This is a genomic window from Streptomyces sp. NPDC002577, assembly GCF_053594815.1.
The window spans coordinates 139,409-155,912 of the sequence record NZ_JBSFWK010000010.1 but is presented as its reverse complement, the minus strand read 5'-3'; the positions used below and the strand labels follow the sequence as shown (position 1 = coordinate 155,912).

Genomic DNA, 16,504 nt, shown 5'->3' with positions numbered 1-16,504 from the left:
GTTAACGCCTGATCATCTACCCGCGTAAACCCTCCTGGCGCCATCCTTTACCCCGCACTCGTCCCCCCACTCGGCCGCCGTCCCTCGTCAACAGGAGCGCGCACGCATGCCTTCCAACTCCCCATCGCGACGCAGAAACGCCACACCCGGCCTCTCCACGCCCTCCCCCCACACGAGAAGACGCCGTCGCCATCGCGCGGCAGCCCTCGCCCTCTCCTGCGCCGTCGTCAGCGGAATGACCACGCTGAACGGCGCGTCCGTGCACGCCGCGTCCGCCGACGTCGTCATCAGCCAGGTCTACGGTGGCGGCGGGAACACCGGCGCGCCCTACACCAACGACTTCATCGAGCTCTACAACCGGGGCACCAGCACCGTCTCGCTGTCCGGCTGGACGGTGCAGTACGCCTCGGCGTCCGGCTCGTCCTGGTCGAAGACCACGCTGTCCGGCAGCATCGCGCCCGGCCACTACTTCCTGGTCCAGCAGGCCGCGGGCTCGGGCACCGGCTCGGCGCTGCCCACCCCCGACGCCACGGGCACCATCGCGATGAGCGCGACCACGGGCAAGGTCGCCCTGGTCACCAGCGCGACGGCACTGGCCTGCGCCACCGGCTGCGCCCAGCAGTCCGGCGTGAAGGACTTCGTCGGCTACGGCAGCAGCGCCACCTCGTACGAGACCGCGCCCACCGGCACCCTGTCCAACACCACCGCTGCCATACGCTCGGCCGGCGGCGGCACGGACAGCGACAACAACTCCGCGGACTTCACGGTGTCCGCGCCCACCCCGCGCAACGCCGGCTCCACGGCGGGCGGCGGCACGGCCACCCGTATCCGCACCATCCAGGGCGCGGGGCACCGCTCGCCACTGGCGGGCCAGAGCGTCAGCGGCGTGCCCGGTGTGGTGACCGCCAAGAGCAGCACCGGTTTCTGGCTGCAGGACACGCAGCCGGACTCCGACCCGGCGACCAGCGAGGGCATCTTCGTCTACACGTCCTCGGCACCGACGGTCGCTGTCGGCGACTCGGTCACCGTGAGCGGCACGGTCAGCGAGTACCGCCCGGGCGGCACCAGCGGCACCGGCAACCTCACCACCACCGAGATCACCTCTCCCGTGGTGACCACCGTCGCCCAGGGCATCGCGCTGCCCGCCCCGGTCCTGGTCGGCCCCGGCGGCCGGGTGCCGCCGAGCAAGGTGATCGACGACGACGCGACCGGCGATGTGGAGACCAGCGGCACCTTCGACCCGGCATCGGACGGCATCGACTTCTGGGAGTCGATGGAGGGCATGCGGGTCGAGATCGACGGTGCCGCTGTGGTCGGCCCCCGCTCGTCGTACGGGGAGATCCCGGTGGTGCCGCAGGGCAGCACCACGCGCACCAGCAGGGGCGGCATCGTGCTTCAGTCCGATGACGCCAATCCGGAGCGGGTCCTGCTGGACGACGTGCTGGCGGCCACTCCGACCGTGAATGTCGGCGACACCCTGCCCGGCGCCACGACCGGCGTGCTCGACTACTCATTCGGCAACTTCAAGCTGCTGCCCACCACCACCCCCACGGTGACCGACGGCGGGATCACCCCCGAGATCACCCAGGCGCCGACGTCCGGACAGCTGTCCACCGCCACGTTCAACGTGGAGAACCTGGACCCGTCCGACGCGCAGTCCAAGTTCGACGCCCTGGCCGGGGCGATCGTGAACAACCTCAAGTCACCTGATCTGGTGGCGCTGGAGGAGATCCAGGACAACACCGGCGCCACCGACGACGGCGTGGTCGCCGCCGACCAGACGGTGACCAAGCTGATCAGCGCGATCACGGCCGCCGGCGGGCCGAGCTACTCCTACCGGCAGATCAACCCGCAGAACGACACCGACGGCGGCGAGACCGGCGGCAACATCCGCCAGGTGTTCCTGTTCCGCACCGACCGCGGTCTCGCCTTCACCGACCGCTCCGGCGCCACGGCGACGACCGCCGACTCGGTGGTGAACAGCGGCGGCGTACCGTCGCTCACGTACTCCCCCGGCCGGATCGACCCGACGAACTCGGCCTTCAGCTCCAGCCGCAAGCCGCTGGCCGGGGAGTTCACCTGGAACGGCCAGAAGCTGTTCGTCATCGCCAACCACTTCAACTCCAAGGGCGGCGACGACCCGCTGTTCGGCCATCTCCAGCCGCCGACGCGGTCCAGCGAGACGCAGCGCCACAACCAGGCCACCGTGGTGAAGAACTTCGTCGACCAGATCCTGGCCGTCGACGCGAACGCCGACGTGATCGTGCTCGGCGACCTCAACGACTTCGAGTTCTCCACGACCGCGGACATCCTGACCGCGGGCGGCACCCTGGTGGACCTGCCCCGCACCCTCCCCGCGGCGGAGCGGTACAGCTACGTCTACGAGGGCAACGCCCAGGTGCTGGACCACATCCTGCTGTCACCGGGCCTCGCGGCGAAGGCGTACAGCTACGACATCGTCCACATCAACAGCGAGTTCACGAACCAGATGAGCGACCACGACCCGCAGGTCGTGCGCATCCCGCTGTCCTGAACCCGTGCTGCCGGGGGCGCTCCCGAGGCGGGCAGCGCCCCCGGTACACGGCCTGATGCGGCAGAGCGCTCGGCGGGGCGATCGGCGGGGCGCTGCTGCAGAGCCTGTCCGGCCTCGTGCTGGGGGTGGTCATCATCCATCTGGGGGCGGTCCTGGGCCGTCTGTACGTCGGCTGGCGCTCACAACGTCGGCGACAGGGACAGCCGATGCAGACGCGAGGGGCCCGGTGTGGTGACGGGCCCCTCGCGTCTGCTGTGGATCCTCCGCGCGCTGTCAGCTGGCAGAGCCGACGTCCTCCGCCACGGCCTGACGCTCCAGCGTCTCGTGTTCCCGCTGTTCGGGGGCCTGACCCGCGGCCTCGGCGGCCTGGGCCCGCTCGGCCTCGGCGAGCAGCTTGTGGCCTGTGGCGAGTACGGCGATGCCGAGTACCACGGCCAGGGCGCCGACGTAGAACGGCGCGTGGATGTTGTAGTGCTCGGCGAGCTTGCCCGCGGCGTACGGCGCTAGGCCGCCGCCGATGAAGCGGACGAAGCCGTAGGAGGCCGAGGCGACGGGCCGTTCGACCGGCGCCACGGTCATCACGGCCTGCGTAGTGATCGTGTTGTTCACGCCGATGAAGGCGCCCGCGATGATCACTGCGACGATCAGCGTCGCCACGGAGTCGGTGAACAGGGCGATGACCAGGATGTCCATGGCGAACAGCGCCAGGTTGACGTAGAGCGCCTTGGCGATGCCCAGTCGCGCCTGCAGCCAGGGCGCGCCCCAGACGGAGAAGATGGCGACCATCACTCCCCATCCGGTGAAGACCAAGCCGAGCTGATGGGTGCTCAGGTCCATGGGGAAGGGGGCGTAGCCGAGGACCGTGAAGAAGCCCCAGTTGTAGAGGAGCGCCGTCAGGCCCATGGTCAGCAGGCCGCGGTGGCGCAGGGCCTTGAGCGGGGCGGCGATCGAGGTCTTGCGGGCGGGAGTGGGCGTGGGCTGGACGAGGACCAGGGTGGCGACGAGGGCGATCGCCATCAGCACCGCGACCCCGAAGAACGGCCCGCGCCAGCTGATGCCGCCCAGCACACCACCGAGCAGCGGGCCGACGGCGATACCGACGCCCAGCGCCGTCTCGTAGAGGATGATCGCCCCGGCGAACCCGCCGCTCGCGGACCCGACGATGACCGCGAGCGACGTGGCGATGAACAGGGCGTTGCCCAGGCCCCAGCCGGCCCGGAAGCCGACGATCCCGTCGATGCTCCCGGAGGCTCCGGCCAGTGCACTGAAGATCACGATCACCACCAGGCCCGCCACGAGGGTGCGCTTGGCGCCTATCCGGCTGGAGACGAAGCCGGTGAACAGCATGGCGACGGCGGTGACCACCAGGTAGCTGGTGAACAGCAGCGACACCTGGCTCGGTGTGGCGTGCAGGTCGTGCGAGAGGGACGGCAGGATCGGGTCGACGAGACCGATGCCCATGAACGAGATCACGCAGGCGAATGCCACGGCCCATACGGCTTTGGGCTGCCGGAACGGGCTGACGGTGCCTTGATGCGAAGACAAGCGAATCTCCAGTCGGCGTGCGTGTACCGGTATTTGGTCAGGAAGAGGCGTCGGCGGGGTTGTCGGCGCGCAGAGCGCTCTCCACGAGCCGCCCGAGCACGGGCAGCCCGACCCGGGCCGCGTCTGCGAGTGCCTGTCTGTCCTCGGCCGGCAGAGTCTCGATGAGCTGGACGAGCCTTTCGCCACGCTGGCGTCTGCGGTCCTCCCAGAGTCGGCGGCCGCTGTCGGTGATGCTCACCAGCACGACCCGCCCGTCGTCGGGGTCGCTGATCCGCTTCACCAGGCCCTGCTTCACTAGGCGTTGGACCAGCTGCGTCATCGACGGCTGGGCGACCCCTTCGCTCTCGGCCAGTTTCGTCAGCCGCACGGGGCCGCTACGGGCCAGTCGGCTCAGCGTCGCCGCCGCCGTGATGCTCATGTCCCGGACCGTCAGATGCCTGACGGCCAGCAGCGCCAGCCCGTCCAGGAACGCGACCACATCACCCGCCTGGTGTTCCTCTTCCATGAATGAAGATGTATCACGCACCTATATAGGCTGCCAATGTTTTTCCGCCAACTGACCGCCGACGGACGCCGATCCGCCCGGACTCACATGGTTCGCCGCGCACCGCCCGCGCCGGGCCGGAACCGGGCGCATTCGCGCAGGGCCGCGGCGCTCTGCGCGACGGCGGCTTCGACGAGCTTGCGCCCGGACTCCGCGTCGGCGGCGGTCGGGTCGCCGATGACGCCGTTGCCGGTTTCGAAGTCGTCGCTGATCCAGCCGAACGAGACGGACTTGCCGAATCCGATGTGCTCGTACGCCGTGAGGTGCTCGGGCACGCTGCGCCGGGCGAGCTCCATGTCGACCAGATCGGGGTGCAGATGGAGCATGGCGGAGGTCTCCTTGAACCCGCCGTGCACGCCGAGCCCGAGTTCCCCTGCGGCCGAGGCGCCGCCCTGGTCGGCCGGGAGGCTGGCGTGCAGCAAGAACGTGCGCAGGCCGTGGCGGGTACGCAGCTCGCGCAGCGCGACACCGAGCAGGGCGCTGTTGCCGCCGTGGGCGTTGAGGAAGGCGAGTCGCCGGATCGGGCCGACGGCCAGGGAGCGGCCGATGTCATCGATGACCGCCAGCAGCGTACTGGCGGTGAGCCACAACGTGCCGCCGGACCATGCGTGTTCGTCGGACTTGGTGTAGGCGAGTGCGGGCAGCAGCGTGACGTCGCAGGTCTCGCCGGCCGCGCGGGCGGCTCCCTCGGCGACGGCCTGCGCGATGTAGTAGTCGGTGGCGACCGGCAGATGCGGGCCGTGCTGCTCGATCGCGCCGACAGGCAGGACGGCCACGGTGTCCTCGCCGAGCTGCTCGACGGCCGGTCCGCTGAGGTCGATGAAGTTCGTGAACGCCATGGTGCTCAGCTCCCTTGCAGGTCACGGGGTGGGGGCGGCGGGCAGCTTGCCGGGGTTGAGCAGACCCAGCGGGTCGGTTGTCCGGGCCGCTTGCCGGACGAGCTCGATGCGGCGGTCCACGAACCAGTTGTGGGGGTCGTGCACCCCCACTCCGAGGGCGGCGAGGGCGGTGATTCCTTCGTACACGGTCCGTTCGTCCTCGTAGCGCGCCATGAGCATCCCGACCGTGCCGGAGCGCATGCCCTCGAGGTGGAGGAGCGTGTCCGGGAAGACCTTCTTCACCTCGGCCGGGTCGCCGAGGAGCGCGTCACCGGAGATCTCCAGATGGAAGTAGCCGTCCTTGGCCTTCATCAGGTGGTACGTGGGGTGGTTGAAGGAGAGTGAGCTGATCAGTGCGGGTCCCTCGGGGGCCGGACGGACCTCGAGGACGCGTCCCCCACGGCTGGTGACGATCTCCCGGGCAGCGGGTTCGGCCTCGGCCTCGACGATGGCGCGGACGCTGAGCGCCGTCGAGTCGAGCGCGGGGTCCGGCTGGAACGTCTCGACCAGGCCCGCCTCGTCGAGCGACACCAGGCGCGGTGCGGGTTCGAGACGCACCAGGTCGGCAAGTGCGGCGGTCGCAGCGGTCCAGTCGTCGAAGGCCGCGAACAGCCCGGTCCAGTCACGGGCCCGCTGCAGGCCGACGGTCGCGGTGGCGATGATCCCCGACGTGCCGTACGCATGGACGTACGGGAGCGCGTCCGGGCCCTTCCTCGCGAACGGCTCGGCGTTCCCGGTGCACGGCACTACCGTCACTTCCCGTACGAAGCCGTCGGCGTTGGTGCGGTGGACCAGCGATCCCGTACCACCGCTGCCGCCGGCCAGGAAGCCGCCGACCGTCGTACCGAAGGTGGACGGGAACATCCACAGTTCCTGTCCCAGGCTCCTGGCGTGCTCCTCGAGGTCGGACATCTTCGCCCCGGCCTCGGCGCGGATCCAGCCGTCGCCGGCATCCAGGATGCGGCCGCAGCCGGTGAGATCGAGGACCACTCCCCCGTGCAGCGGGATCGCCTGCCCGTAGTTGCCGGTGCCCTTGCCCCGCGCGGTGACCGGCACACGGTGGCGGTGGGCCAGAGCGAGGATGCCGGGGATCTGCTCGTGCGAGGTGGGGCGCAGCACGACTTCGGCGCGGCCTGCGGGCAGCTTCGCGGACAGGATCGGGGACATGTGCGCCCAGTCGACCGAGGCCTTGTCCAGCGACGCGTCGTCGCGTACGACGGCGTCGGCGCCGATCAGGTCGGTGGCGGCCGCGCAGAACTCCTCGAGCCCGGGGGTCGAACGGTCCGCAGGAGCGGCGGCGGGCCGCTCGTCGGCGACCAGGCCGGTCAGCCGTTGCAGTTCGTCTTCGACGAGTGCGGCAGGAGTGCGGGGCTCGGCCATTACTTCAACCCAATCGATGTGTCGATGAACCGGTTGGTGGCGAGGTCGCCGGCGGTCAGGTCCGCGGGGACCTCGACCCCGTCCTTGGTGAGCAGCGGCGTGACGGTGTCGAGGATCTCGCCGACCCGGTGCATGTCGAAGCTGCCGATGCTGCCGTCGGACTCGTCGGCGAGGATGCCGAGCTTCACCATCTGCTCGGCGGCGTACTCTCCGGTGCCTTTGCTGTAGACCCAGCTGGTGTTGTACTGCTTCACCAGGTCGTCGATCAGGCCGATGGCGGTGTCCGGTTCGGCCGCGAAGTCGGCCGCGGACTGCTGCACGATGGGGACGAGCTTCTTCAGGCAGGGGGCGAGCTCGTCGACCGCGCCGCTGCGCACGGACAGCGCCTGCGGGTAGACGTTGTAGCCGACGTCGGCGAGCAGCTGGTACTTCACCGGCTTCTTCCAGGCGGCGACCTCGTGCTCGTAGATGTACGGCTCTGCCGTAGCGAAGCCCTGCTGCACGATGTCGGGGTTCGCGACGAAGCGTGACGGCGAGCCGTCGTAACTCGCGTCGAGCTGACTCGTCTTGATCAGGCCCTTGTCGACCAGCATCGGCACGAAGACGTTGCCGTCGCGGTAGACGACCTTGGCGTCGGACTTGCCGATGTCGGCGACGGTGCGCCATGCGGGATGGGTCTTCGGGTCCCACATCAGGATCTGGGGGCTCTTCTTCATCAGCGCGGCGACCGCCGTGACCGGGCGTTTACCGGCCGACTCGATGGCCGCGTCCGTGGTGACGGTGGCCAGGGTGATGCTCTTGTCGAGGTAGAGCTGGGAGGTGACGCTCTGGTAGCCGATCGCCGAGCCTCCCGCGCGTATCTCGATCTTCACGCCGGTGTCCTTGCCACCGATGACGAGCGGACCGGTGACGCGCTTCTTGTCGGTGTCGACGGTGTAGCCGGGGCCGACCAGGTTGTAGAGCGGCCCGTGCTCTGCCTCCGGCTCCCAGTCGATCTGTACGACGACCTTGTCGGGACACACGCCGTCGAGGCGCTGGGCGGCAGGCGCGGCCTTGAGGTCCTCGGTGGATCCCGTGGCCGCTCCGGCGCCGCAGGCGGTCGCCGAAAGCAGGATGAATATGGAGGAAACGCCCGTCACGGCAAGGCGTTTGGAGGAAGGGGGCACGGAAGTCTCCATGGAGAGGATGGGCGTCGGTTCAGCACTCGTCCACGCGGACGCGGAGGAGCGGAGGATCAGCGCTCGTCCGCGGACGCGGAGGCGTGCCAGGAGCCGACGGCGAGGCGGCCGATCAGGGTGAAGACGGCGAAGACGGCGATACCGAAGAGCGAGGCGAGGATGATCGAGGCGAACAGCTCCTCGGACTGGAGCCGGGAGCGGTAGACGTCGAGCAGCGTTCCGATTCCCGGGCTGCCCTGCTTGAAGAACATGTCGCCGACGATGGCGCCGATCACCGACAGGCCGGACGAGGTGCGCAGGCCGGTGAAGACGGAGGGCAGCGCGGCCGGCATCTCCAGCTTGCGCAGGCGGTCCCAGCGGCTTGCCTTCTGCAGGGTGAACAGGTCGTGGAGGGCCCGGTCCACGGACTGCAGCCCGAACAGGGTGTTGGCGATCATCGGGAAGAGCGCGATCAGGACGCAGACCACCACGCGGCTGGTGAATCCGAACCCGAACCACAGGCCGATCAGAGGCACGATCGCCAGGATCGGCACCGTCTGGAGTACGACGGCATACGGGTACAGCGACCGCTCCAGCCAGGAGGCCCGGCTCATCAGCACCGCGCCCGTGATGCCCAGAGCCGCGGCGATCACCAGGCCGACGAGGGCCACCTGTGCGGTGAGCGACAACGCGAGGAGCATCGGCTCCAACCTCGCCCAGTCCAGGAACGCCACGTTCAGCACCTGGTGGGGCGGAGGGACGAGGAAGCGGCGCTCGGGCGTCAGCAGCAGGTAACTCACGGCGTACCAGACGCCGATGAACACGACCAGCGACGCAACGGGGGCGAGGCGCACCGCCCACTGCCGGCCCGTGCGCGCTCTGCCGGGGCGGGGCGGCGCGGCGGGCGCTTCCCGATCCGTTGCCTGGGCCGTCTTCGTGACGGCATCCGCCGCCGGAGTCGTGTCCGTGCTCACTGGCTTCCTCCTCGCAGTGCCGTGGACACCTCGCCCGCGATACGCGCGAAACCCGGGTCGTACCGCAGCTCCGGAGGCCTCGGATGCGGGAACGGCACATCGAATTCGGCGGTGATCCGGCCGGGACGCGCCGACATGACCAGGACACGGTTCGAGAGGAAGACCGCCTCCGTCACCGAGTGGGTGATGAAGAGCCCGGCGAACCCGGTCTCCGCGAAGATGCGCTGCAGCTCCTCCTGCATGCGCATGCGGGTCATCTCGTCCAGCGCACCGAACGGTTCGTCGAAGAGGAACAACGCCGGCTGCATCATCAGCGCCCGCGCCAGCGAAACCCGCATCCGCATGCCCCCCGACAGCTGTCCCGGCAATTGCTTCTCGAAACCCTCGAGCCCGACGAGGCGGATCACGTCCCTGGCACGCTCGCGGCGCTCCGCCTTGTCGGCACCTGCCAGCTCGGCCGGGAGTTCGACGTTGGCCAGGACGCTGCGCCAGGGCAGCAGGGTGGCGTCCTGGAAGACGTAGCCGACCCGGTCGCCGGAGGTGTGCACCGCGCCGGCCGTCGGCTGGTCGAGCCCGGAAGCGAGTCGCAGCAGGGTGGACTTGCCGCAGCCGGAGGGCCCGACGACGGAGACGAAGTCTCCCGGTGCGACGGCGAGTTCCACCTTCTCCAGGGCCGTCGTCCCGTTGGGGAAGCGTTTTTCGACGCCGTCGAGGCGCAGCGCCGTCCCGAGTGTGGCCACCATGTCATCCCCATTTCCGACGGCCCGTTGGACGAATGTTGATAGCATGAACATTCATTGTTTCGCGGCGATGTCTCCGACATGACCGTCGTCGACTTCGAAGAACTCGCGAACCACCGTCGTACGGCTGATGATTCGGCCGGCCTTGAACACGATGCGATCCGGGCATGCGGCTCCGAGCGCTTCCGAGAGCGAGCCGGCACGTACGGCCAACAGGTCGGCGACGGCACCCACTCGCGGGCCTGCCAGGGGCATCCCCAGCACGGACCTGGCCCCGTCCGTCACCGCGTGGACCGCTTCGTCCAGGGTGAGATGCCCGGCCGTCACCAGCAGCCCCGCGGTCTCGAGGGGGTCGGCACGGCCGACCGGGTTGAAGGGGTCTCGGATGTTGTCGCCGCCGGCGGCGAGTGTCACTCCCGCATCGAGCAGGGTGCGAACAGCCGTCAGTCCGCGGGGTGTTCGCGAGGGATGGCCGCGCCCCTGGAGGTAGAGGTTGGTGAGGGGCAGCGCCACGACACCGATCCCGGCGTGCGCAGTCTCCTTGGCGATGCGAACGGCGTCCTGCGGATCGGTTGCACCGAGGCTGACACAGTGGCTTGCCGTCACCGGACCCGCGAAACCTCGCCGCCGCACGGCATCCGCCAGCAGCCGCAGATCCGTCGCGCCCGGGGACAGGTTCTCGTCCGCGTGCAGGTCCACGCCCACGCCGTACCGCTCGGCGAACCGCAGCAGGCGCTCGATGGCCGCAGCGGGGTCCGCCGACAGGTGCGGACATCCGCCCAGCAGATCGGCTCCCACCTCCACGGCCTGGCACAGAAGTTCACCGGGAGCGTCGGTGTGCAGCAGGGCGACCTGCAGATCGATCCGGCCGCGGAGCTCGTCGCGCAGCCTCACCAGGGCTCGCAGGCCGCGCAGCGGATCGGCGCCGGGCAGTACGTCGGCGTGGGTGCGTACGGCCGTCACCCCGTTGGCCAGCATGTCGTCGAGGGTGCGCCGGGCCCGGACGAGTACGTCCTCCTCGGTGACGTGCTCGGCGTAGCGGCGCCAGGCGGCGACCGCGGAGGGCAGGTCGCACGGCGGCGCGCCGGCCAGATCCCAGGTACCGGCCTTGTCCAGGTGGGCATGGGGCTCGGCCGGGGCCGGCAGCAGGAGGTAGCCGGAGAGGTCCAGTTCGGGCGGGCCGGCGGGCAGCTCGCCGGGTGGGGCGACGGCCGTTACCCGTCCACCGTCGAGGCGTAGATCGCGGACGGAGCGGTCGGGGAGCAGCGCGCCGCGAATCGTCATGGGCGTCATCGTGTCGGTGTGCCTTTCGCCGGGGGCCGGTGCGCGAAGCCGTCGAAGCGCCCTCCGGGGGCGTCGGAGGTCCTCTCCGAGGGCAGGAGGTCTACGGGATCGTGCGGTACCGACGGCCGAGGTGGACCAGCGCCGTCGCCCCGCCCCGCCCGGGCGTGATCGTCTCCACGGACGCGATCAGGAGCCGGTGGTCGCCGGCCGGCACGTCCTCTTCGACGCGGCAGGCGACGACGTGCGAGCTGTACTCGGTCAGCAGAGGCAGGCCGTTGTCGTCCGGTGTCCATGCGAGACCTGCGAAGCGGTCCGCACTGCGCGAGGCGAACTGCCGGGCGACGCTTTCCCCGTCAGCGCCCAGGATGTTGAGGGCGAACCGGCCGCTGCGCTGGATGAGCGGAAGCGTACGGCCGGCGCCGTCCACGCCTATCGCCAGCAACTGCGGACTACGACTCAGACTCATCGCGGCGGTACTGGTGAACCCCGCCGGGCGGCCGCCCTCGCCGAGGGCGGTGACGATGCAGACACCCCCGGCGAGGGCGGCCATGGCATCGAGGAAACCTGCGTCCATGGATGCGCTCGACGGGCGGTCGGCGGTGGCCGGGGGCATGCGAACTCCTTACGACTGGGAGGCAGGAGCAGCGAGCGACCTGTGGATAGAATGTTGGTCACATCAACATTGACCGTAGCGGTCGGCTGTTTCCTGGGAGTAACACGCCCCAGGTGGCAGGCAGTCATGACCGGAGCGCTCACCGAGACCGCCAAGGATGCGCCATGTCAGCACAGTCCGCAGGTCGCAAGCACCGCGCCGATACCAGGTCCCAGGCGGATCTGGACACGGCGATGCGCACCGAGCTCGGTGCGACCATCCGCCGTCTGCGCAAGGAGGGCGGACTGACGCTGGTGGAACTCGCCGAACGGTCGGAGCTGTCCCACCCGTTCCTCAGCCAGCTCGAGCGCGGCCTCGCCCGCCCCAGCATGCAGTCGCTGCACCGGATCGCCAGAGCGCTGGGCACAAGCCAGCAGGCGCTCCTGGCACTGTCGGCCGGGCCGCCCGCGACCGGCAGAGCAGAGGAGGGGGTTCACGTGGTCCGCAGCGGAGAAGGGATGCCGGTGGCGGCCAGCTCGTCCGGTGTCGCCCGCGTCCTCGGCGCTTCGGGCTTCGCCGTGCACCCGGTCGAGTTCACCCGTGCTCCGTCGGTATTCGAGGAGTACTACGACCACGCCGGCGACGAGTTCCTCTACGTGGTGTACGGCGAGATCGAGGTCGAGCTGGAGACCTCGCAAGGACGGCAACTGCACCGCCTGGGCCCAGGTGACAGCGTCTGCTACACGGGCCGGACTCCGCACCGGTGGCGTGCGGTGGGCGACGCCGACCACGTACGCGTCCTCATGGTGCAGAACGTCGCGGGCTCCCCGGCCGAGGGGCACGGGGAGGCCACGTGAGGTCCGCCAACCGCCGGACCGACGACACGAGAAGGGGCGCAGCATGACGAAGCGAGGGCTCGGTGCACTGACCTATGGAGGGGTTGTGCAACCGTGGAGCCGGGGCGTCGCCGCAGGAGGTTTCGTCTTCCTCAGCGGGATCGACGGTGTGACCGACGAGCAGGGGGATCCGGTGCACGGAGTCGCCGCGCAGACCGAGGTCACCCTCGACCGGGTGCGCGTGCTGCTCGCCGACGCGGGCGCGAGCATGGACGACATCGTCCAACTCGACCAGTACGTGGCCGATCCCGCGGAGCGAGTGGAGTACATGCGCGCCCGCGACGCCTGGCTGTCCGAGCACGCGCCGCGGCTGCTCGAGGAGCGGTCCTACGCGTCGCTGCTGATCTGTCCGGGACTCGCCACTCCGGAGATGCGCGTCGAGATCCGGGCTGTGGCCTACGTCGGCTAGCCGGGTCGCAGGCATCTTCCTCCGGTCCGCTCTACGCGTCTCTCACCCCGGCACGGGCGGTGAGGACTCCTGCGCCCCGGGACGGTCCGACGGCACCGGCCCCAGCATGACCGCCACGTCCCCCGCCATCACGGGCGGGCTTCCGCGTTCCACGACGGGCACCAGCCGCCCGCCGGTACGCACCAGGAGGAGGGGATCGTGTCCGGCCGGCACGGTCCCGTCGATCCGCTCGACCACGATGCGCGCGCCCTCGTCGTACCGTCGGGTCACCTCAAGGCGGGTCAGTCCCCTCGCGAAGAGCGTCTCATCACCTCCGTACGGGGCGATGACGCCGTGGTCGCGGCGACGCGGCCCGAGGCGGTGGACGGGCGCGCCTCCACCGCGCTGCAGGACCGTCGACGCGAGGGCGTTGAAGTCGTCCTCGTCGGTGAGGAGCAGTACGGCCGTGATCCCCTCGAGCCGGGCGCCGCGTCCGGTGGCCGCCGCCAGGAGCTGTCCGGGTACCAGTTCCAGGCCCGCCTCCCGGATGCGTCCGCGCTGTTCCTCCGAGCCGGCCCACAGGACCACCTCCAGCCCGGCCGATCGCAGCGCCAGTCCGAGATCGATCACCCACGGGTCGCCGCCGACCAGCAGGGGGTGGGCGCGGGAGGGACTCACCGCACCCAGACGCCGGGCCACGGGTACCGCTGTCAGGCCGTACAGCGTCACCGTCGCACCGATCACCATGAAGGTGGCGGGCAGGACCCTGCCCGCTCCGCCGACGCCTGCCGCGACGAGCCCCGCGGAGAAGGCCGAGGCGTTCGCCCCGGCCACGATGCCGCGCGGGGCCATCCAGCCGATGAAGCCCCGCTCTCCGCGCTCCAGGTCCGTGCCGCGAGTGGCCAGCCAGGTCACAAGCGGCCGCGTGACGAGGACGAGGACGGCGACGAGACCGAGTGTGGGCAGGACCACGGGGAACAGGGACGCCGGGGTGACCGTGGCCGAGATGCAGACGAACAGCACCCCGATGATCAACTGGACCAGGGTTTCGAAGAACGGACGCCGTACGGGCACGTCGAAGCCCGGTAGGCAGCCGACCGCGAGCCCCATGCCGATCGCGGCGAGGAGCCCGCTGTCACTGCGGACGATGTCACACCCCGCGGCCACCGCGATCACGCTGGCGAGCTGCGCCGACGTGCCCAGCACCTCGTTGAGCCCGAGTCTGCGCAACAGCAGCCACAGCAACGCGGCGCCCACCACGGCGCCGACCAGCCCGACGCCCACGCTGGTCGCGAAATGGAGCAACTGCGCATCGAGGCCCTTCTTCGTACTGCCGATCACCCCGGCGAAGACAAGGGATCCGAAGATGGCCCCCACCGGATCGATGAGGGAACCCTCCCAGGTGAGGATCTGCCGGAGCCGGTCGGTCGGCCGGACGAAGTCGAGCAGCGGGCCGACGACCGTCGGTCCCGAGACGACCAGGATCGCGCCGAGCACCAGAGCCGCACCCGTGGACATGCCGAGGAGCGGCACGGCCAAGAGGGTGGCGGAGGCACACGAGAGGACCACACCCAGCACGATCAGCCTGACCACGACGGTGCGGGTGTGGCCCTTGAGCCGGCGCAGGTCGAGCCCGAGCCCGGCGTCGTAGAGGATCACCGCCACGGACAGCGACACCAGAGGCTGGAAGGCCGCGCCCAACAGGCGATCAGGATCGACGTCATCGGTCAGCGCCCCGGCGACGAATCCCGCCGGAAGCAGAACGATGAGGGCCGGGATGCGTACGCCGCGGGCGAGAATCTGGGAGCCGACAGCCAGCACCAGGATCAGGCCCACACCGAAGAGGACTTCGTCGGTCGTCACTGCCACCCCTGCTTCGCCCGTGTGCGGTCGCCGGCTCCACTCGACAACGAGCGTCGCGGTCGATGGGTAGAGCGTCGCGGCGGGAGATTGGACCGTTGGCCGGATGAAACTCCTTCCAAAGGGTCACTCGGGCGGAGCTTCCGGCAGGCGTCCGCCGCCGATCCCCTGGCGATCGCTCACCCGCGCCATGGCGCGGCTGACGGGGTCGTGGAACTGCCGCTCGACCGAGTCCTCCAGGAGCCTCAGCTGGGTTCGCACCGCAGGCCGGAAGGGTTCCGGCACCGTGTCGAGCAGACCCTCCAGGAGCGCGCGCAGTCTGCGGCACACCTGGATCGACTGCACTCCGTACGCGTGGATCTCGGTGACCGCGAGCTCGAGGTAGTCCTCCCAGGACTGGCCCGGCACCACGAGCCGCGGTCGGCCGTGGCGGTCGCTGTGCACGTGGCGTCGGCGGAGTCCGGCCCTGCCGGCGGTGTGCAGGAACACCTCGATGTGATTCAGCACCTGTACCGCGGTCGTCGGATCGTTCACGGCCGGCGAGAGCGCGCGGATGGCGATGTCGACGAGGATGCGCAGGGCGAAGGCGGGATCCTGCTCGATGGTCCGCTCGGCACCCAGAGCGACGTGTCCCCTGATCCTTCGGGGATCGGGCGCTGGGCTTCCGCCGTGGACCTCGACGAGGGCGGCTCCTGGCGGTACGAAGTCCCCGACGAGGTGCGGCATCACGAAGACGCAGTCGTGGCGCTCCGCGAGAGCTGTCAGTCCGGCCACGTCGAATGCCTGGATGGCTCCCCCGTGTTCGGCGCGGATTCCGGTGACCGGTTCGCCCGGCAGCACCGCTTCGGCATCAGGTCGCGTCCCTGTCCCGCTGCTCACCGCCGAGCCGGTGAGGACGTCCTCGCCCATGCGTCCGACCAGGTCGGCGACGGCCACGGGCCGGAGGATGTGGGTGAACCGGTTGAGGTAGACGAGGAGGAGCAGCAGGCTGACGGCGACGGCCAGCCCGGCCAGTGTGACCCCCAGATCGGGGACGGAGTCCGACTCGATGGTGCGCAGCAGGGAGAAGGCGAAGGCGAACGTTCCGGTGAAGGTGGCCAGTACCGCCTTTTGCAGTCGATCCCGGTACCACAGGCGCATATACCGCGGTGAAAGCGTTCCCGTGGCCTGCTGGACGACGAGCACGCCGATCGTCACCACGAATCCGAGCAGCGCGATCATGGCGCCGACGATGGCACTGAGCACACTGCTGGCCGTAGTAGCGGAGTAATGCCACTTCGGGGGAATCCATTCGATCCGGCCCACGACCAAGGCCGCCTCGGCCAGAAACACCCCCGCCACGAGCCCGGCGAGCGGGACGAGCCACATACTGGCCTTGGCACCCTGCCGCAGCTGGAATGCGCGTGCCCAGGACATCATCGTCCGCGCCCGCGGACAGTTCCCCTCCGCGGCACCGGCACAGGGCTCCACAGCACGTGACAGCCTCCGAGGTCGGCTTTGAGGGTCTTCTGGATACCCAAGGTAAGGCCGTTCAGCAGTAGGTGCAGTGACGAGACGCCCAGCATTGACGTCCACGCATTGACGTCCACGGATCTGCGATGCGACAACGCATTCCGCAGAGCACTTTCCGCTGGTAACAGGTGCGACGCCGGCTCGGCGGGCCCCTTCCGCAATAACGTGCCTAAGCTGTTCGGAGGGTAGCGGTCGGCGTTGTGGTGCATTCAGGTTCACAC

At 69.8% G+C, this 16,504-nt stretch carries 15 protein-coding genes; 4 read left to right on the top strand and 11 right to left on the bottom strand.

What is annotated here, in order from left to right:
- Window positions 1-235 precede the first annotated feature (235 nt).
- Window positions 236-2,533 carry a lamin tail domain-containing protein gene (locus ACWD4J_RS16750; RefSeq protein ID WP_451396114.1) on the top strand — a complete coding sequence of 766 codons (2,298 nt, stop codon included), beginning with the start codon at window positions 236-238 and terminating at the stop codon, window positions 2,531-2,533.
- Window positions 2,534-2,806: 273 nt separating this feature from the next.
- Here ACWD4J_RS16750 and ACWD4J_RS16745 read toward each other — a convergent pair whose 3' ends face one another.
- From ACWD4J_RS16745 to ACWD4J_RS16705, 9 genes are all read right to left on the bottom strand, one after another.
- Window positions 2,807-4,078, bottom strand: a complete 1,272-nt coding sequence (locus tag ACWD4J_RS16745) for an MFS transporter (protein WP_451396113.1) — start codon at window positions 4,076-4,078, stop codon at window positions 2,807-2,809.
- Window positions 4,079-4,115: 37 nt separating this feature from the next.
- Window positions 4,116-4,583: a MarR family winged helix-turn-helix transcriptional regulator gene (locus tag ACWD4J_RS16740; RefSeq protein WP_451396112.1), complete on the bottom strand. Its 468-nt coding sequence runs from the start codon at window positions 4,581-4,583 to the stop codon at window positions 4,116-4,118.
- 83 nt (window positions 4,584-4,666) lie between these two features.
- Complete coding sequence (locus tag ACWD4J_RS16735) at window positions 4,667-5,461, bottom strand: creatininase family protein (RefSeq protein ID WP_451396111.1); 795 nt, start codon at window positions 5,459-5,461, stop codon at window positions 4,667-4,669.
- A 21-nt stretch (window positions 5,462-5,482) separates the two neighbouring features.
- Window positions 5,483-6,880 carry an FAD-binding oxidoreductase gene (locus ACWD4J_RS16730; RefSeq protein ID WP_451396110.1) on the bottom strand — a complete coding sequence of 466 codons (1,398 nt, stop codon included), beginning with the start codon at window positions 6,878-6,880 and terminating at the stop codon, window positions 5,483-5,485.
- Window positions 6,880-8,046, bottom strand: a complete 1,167-nt coding sequence (locus ACWD4J_RS16725) for a hypothetical protein (RefSeq protein ID WP_451396109.1) — start codon at window positions 8,044-8,046, stop codon at window positions 6,880-6,882. The genes ACWD4J_RS16730 and ACWD4J_RS16725 overlap by 1 nt, the downstream gene beginning before the upstream one ends.
- A gap of 68 nt (window positions 8,047-8,114) precedes the next feature.
- Window positions 8,115-9,011, bottom strand: a complete 897-nt coding sequence (locus tag ACWD4J_RS16720) for an ABC transporter permease (RefSeq protein ID WP_451396108.1) — start codon at window positions 9,009-9,011, stop codon at window positions 8,115-8,117.
- Window positions 9,008-9,754: an ABC transporter ATP-binding protein gene (locus ACWD4J_RS16715; RefSeq protein WP_451396107.1), complete on the bottom strand. Its 747-nt coding sequence runs from the start codon at window positions 9,752-9,754 to the stop codon at window positions 9,008-9,010. The genes ACWD4J_RS16720 and ACWD4J_RS16715 overlap by 4 nt, the downstream gene beginning before the upstream one ends.
- 51 nt (window positions 9,755-9,805) lie before the next feature.
- Window positions 9,806-11,035: an amidohydrolase family protein gene (locus tag ACWD4J_RS16710; protein WP_451396106.1), complete on the bottom strand. Its 1,230-nt coding sequence runs from the start codon at window positions 11,033-11,035 to the stop codon at window positions 9,806-9,808.
- A 100-nt stretch (window positions 11,036-11,135) separates the two neighbouring features.
- Entirely contained in the window at window positions 11,136-11,648 is a 513-nt protein-coding gene (locus ACWD4J_RS16705) for a flavin reductase family protein (RefSeq protein WP_451396105.1), read from the bottom strand.
- Between the two features lie 164 nt (window positions 11,649-11,812).
- On the opposite strand from ACWD4J_RS16705, the gene ACWD4J_RS16700 reads away from it, so the two are divergent.
- Together ACWD4J_RS16700 and ACWD4J_RS16695 are read left to right on the top strand one after the other, a co-directional pair.
- A complete protein-coding gene (locus tag ACWD4J_RS16700; protein ID WP_451396104.1) occupies window positions 11,813-12,484 on the top strand; it encodes a helix-turn-helix domain-containing protein in 672 nt (223 codons plus the stop codon).
- A 43-nt stretch (window positions 12,485-12,527) separates the two neighbouring features.
- Window positions 12,528-12,932, top strand: coding sequence for a RidA family protein (locus ACWD4J_RS16695; RefSeq protein WP_451396103.1), 405 nt, complete (start codon window positions 12,528-12,530; stop codon window positions 12,930-12,932).
- A gap of 42 nt (window positions 12,933-12,974) precedes the next feature.
- On the opposite strand, the gene ACWD4J_RS16690 is transcribed toward ACWD4J_RS16695, so the two are convergent.
- Window positions 12,975-14,774 carry a cation:proton antiporter gene (locus ACWD4J_RS16690; protein WP_451396102.1) on the bottom strand — a complete coding sequence of 600 codons (1,800 nt, stop codon included), beginning with the start codon at window positions 14,772-14,774 and terminating at the stop codon, window positions 12,975-12,977.
- Window positions 14,775-14,897: 123 nt separating this feature from the next.
- A complete protein-coding gene (locus ACWD4J_RS16685) occupies window positions 14,898-16,190 on the bottom strand; it encodes a DUF2254 domain-containing protein (RefSeq protein ID WP_451396101.1) in 1,293 nt (430 codons plus the stop codon).
- Here ACWD4J_RS16685 and ACWD4J_RS16680 point away from each other — a divergent pair.
- Window positions 16,147-16,272, top strand: coding sequence for a hypothetical protein (locus ACWD4J_RS16680; RefSeq protein ID WP_451396100.1), 126 nt, complete (start codon window positions 16,147-16,149; stop codon window positions 16,270-16,272). The two genes, ACWD4J_RS16685 and ACWD4J_RS16680, sit on opposite strands and share 44 nt — an antisense overlap.
- The last annotated feature ends 232 nt before the right edge of the window (window positions 16,273-16,504 follow it).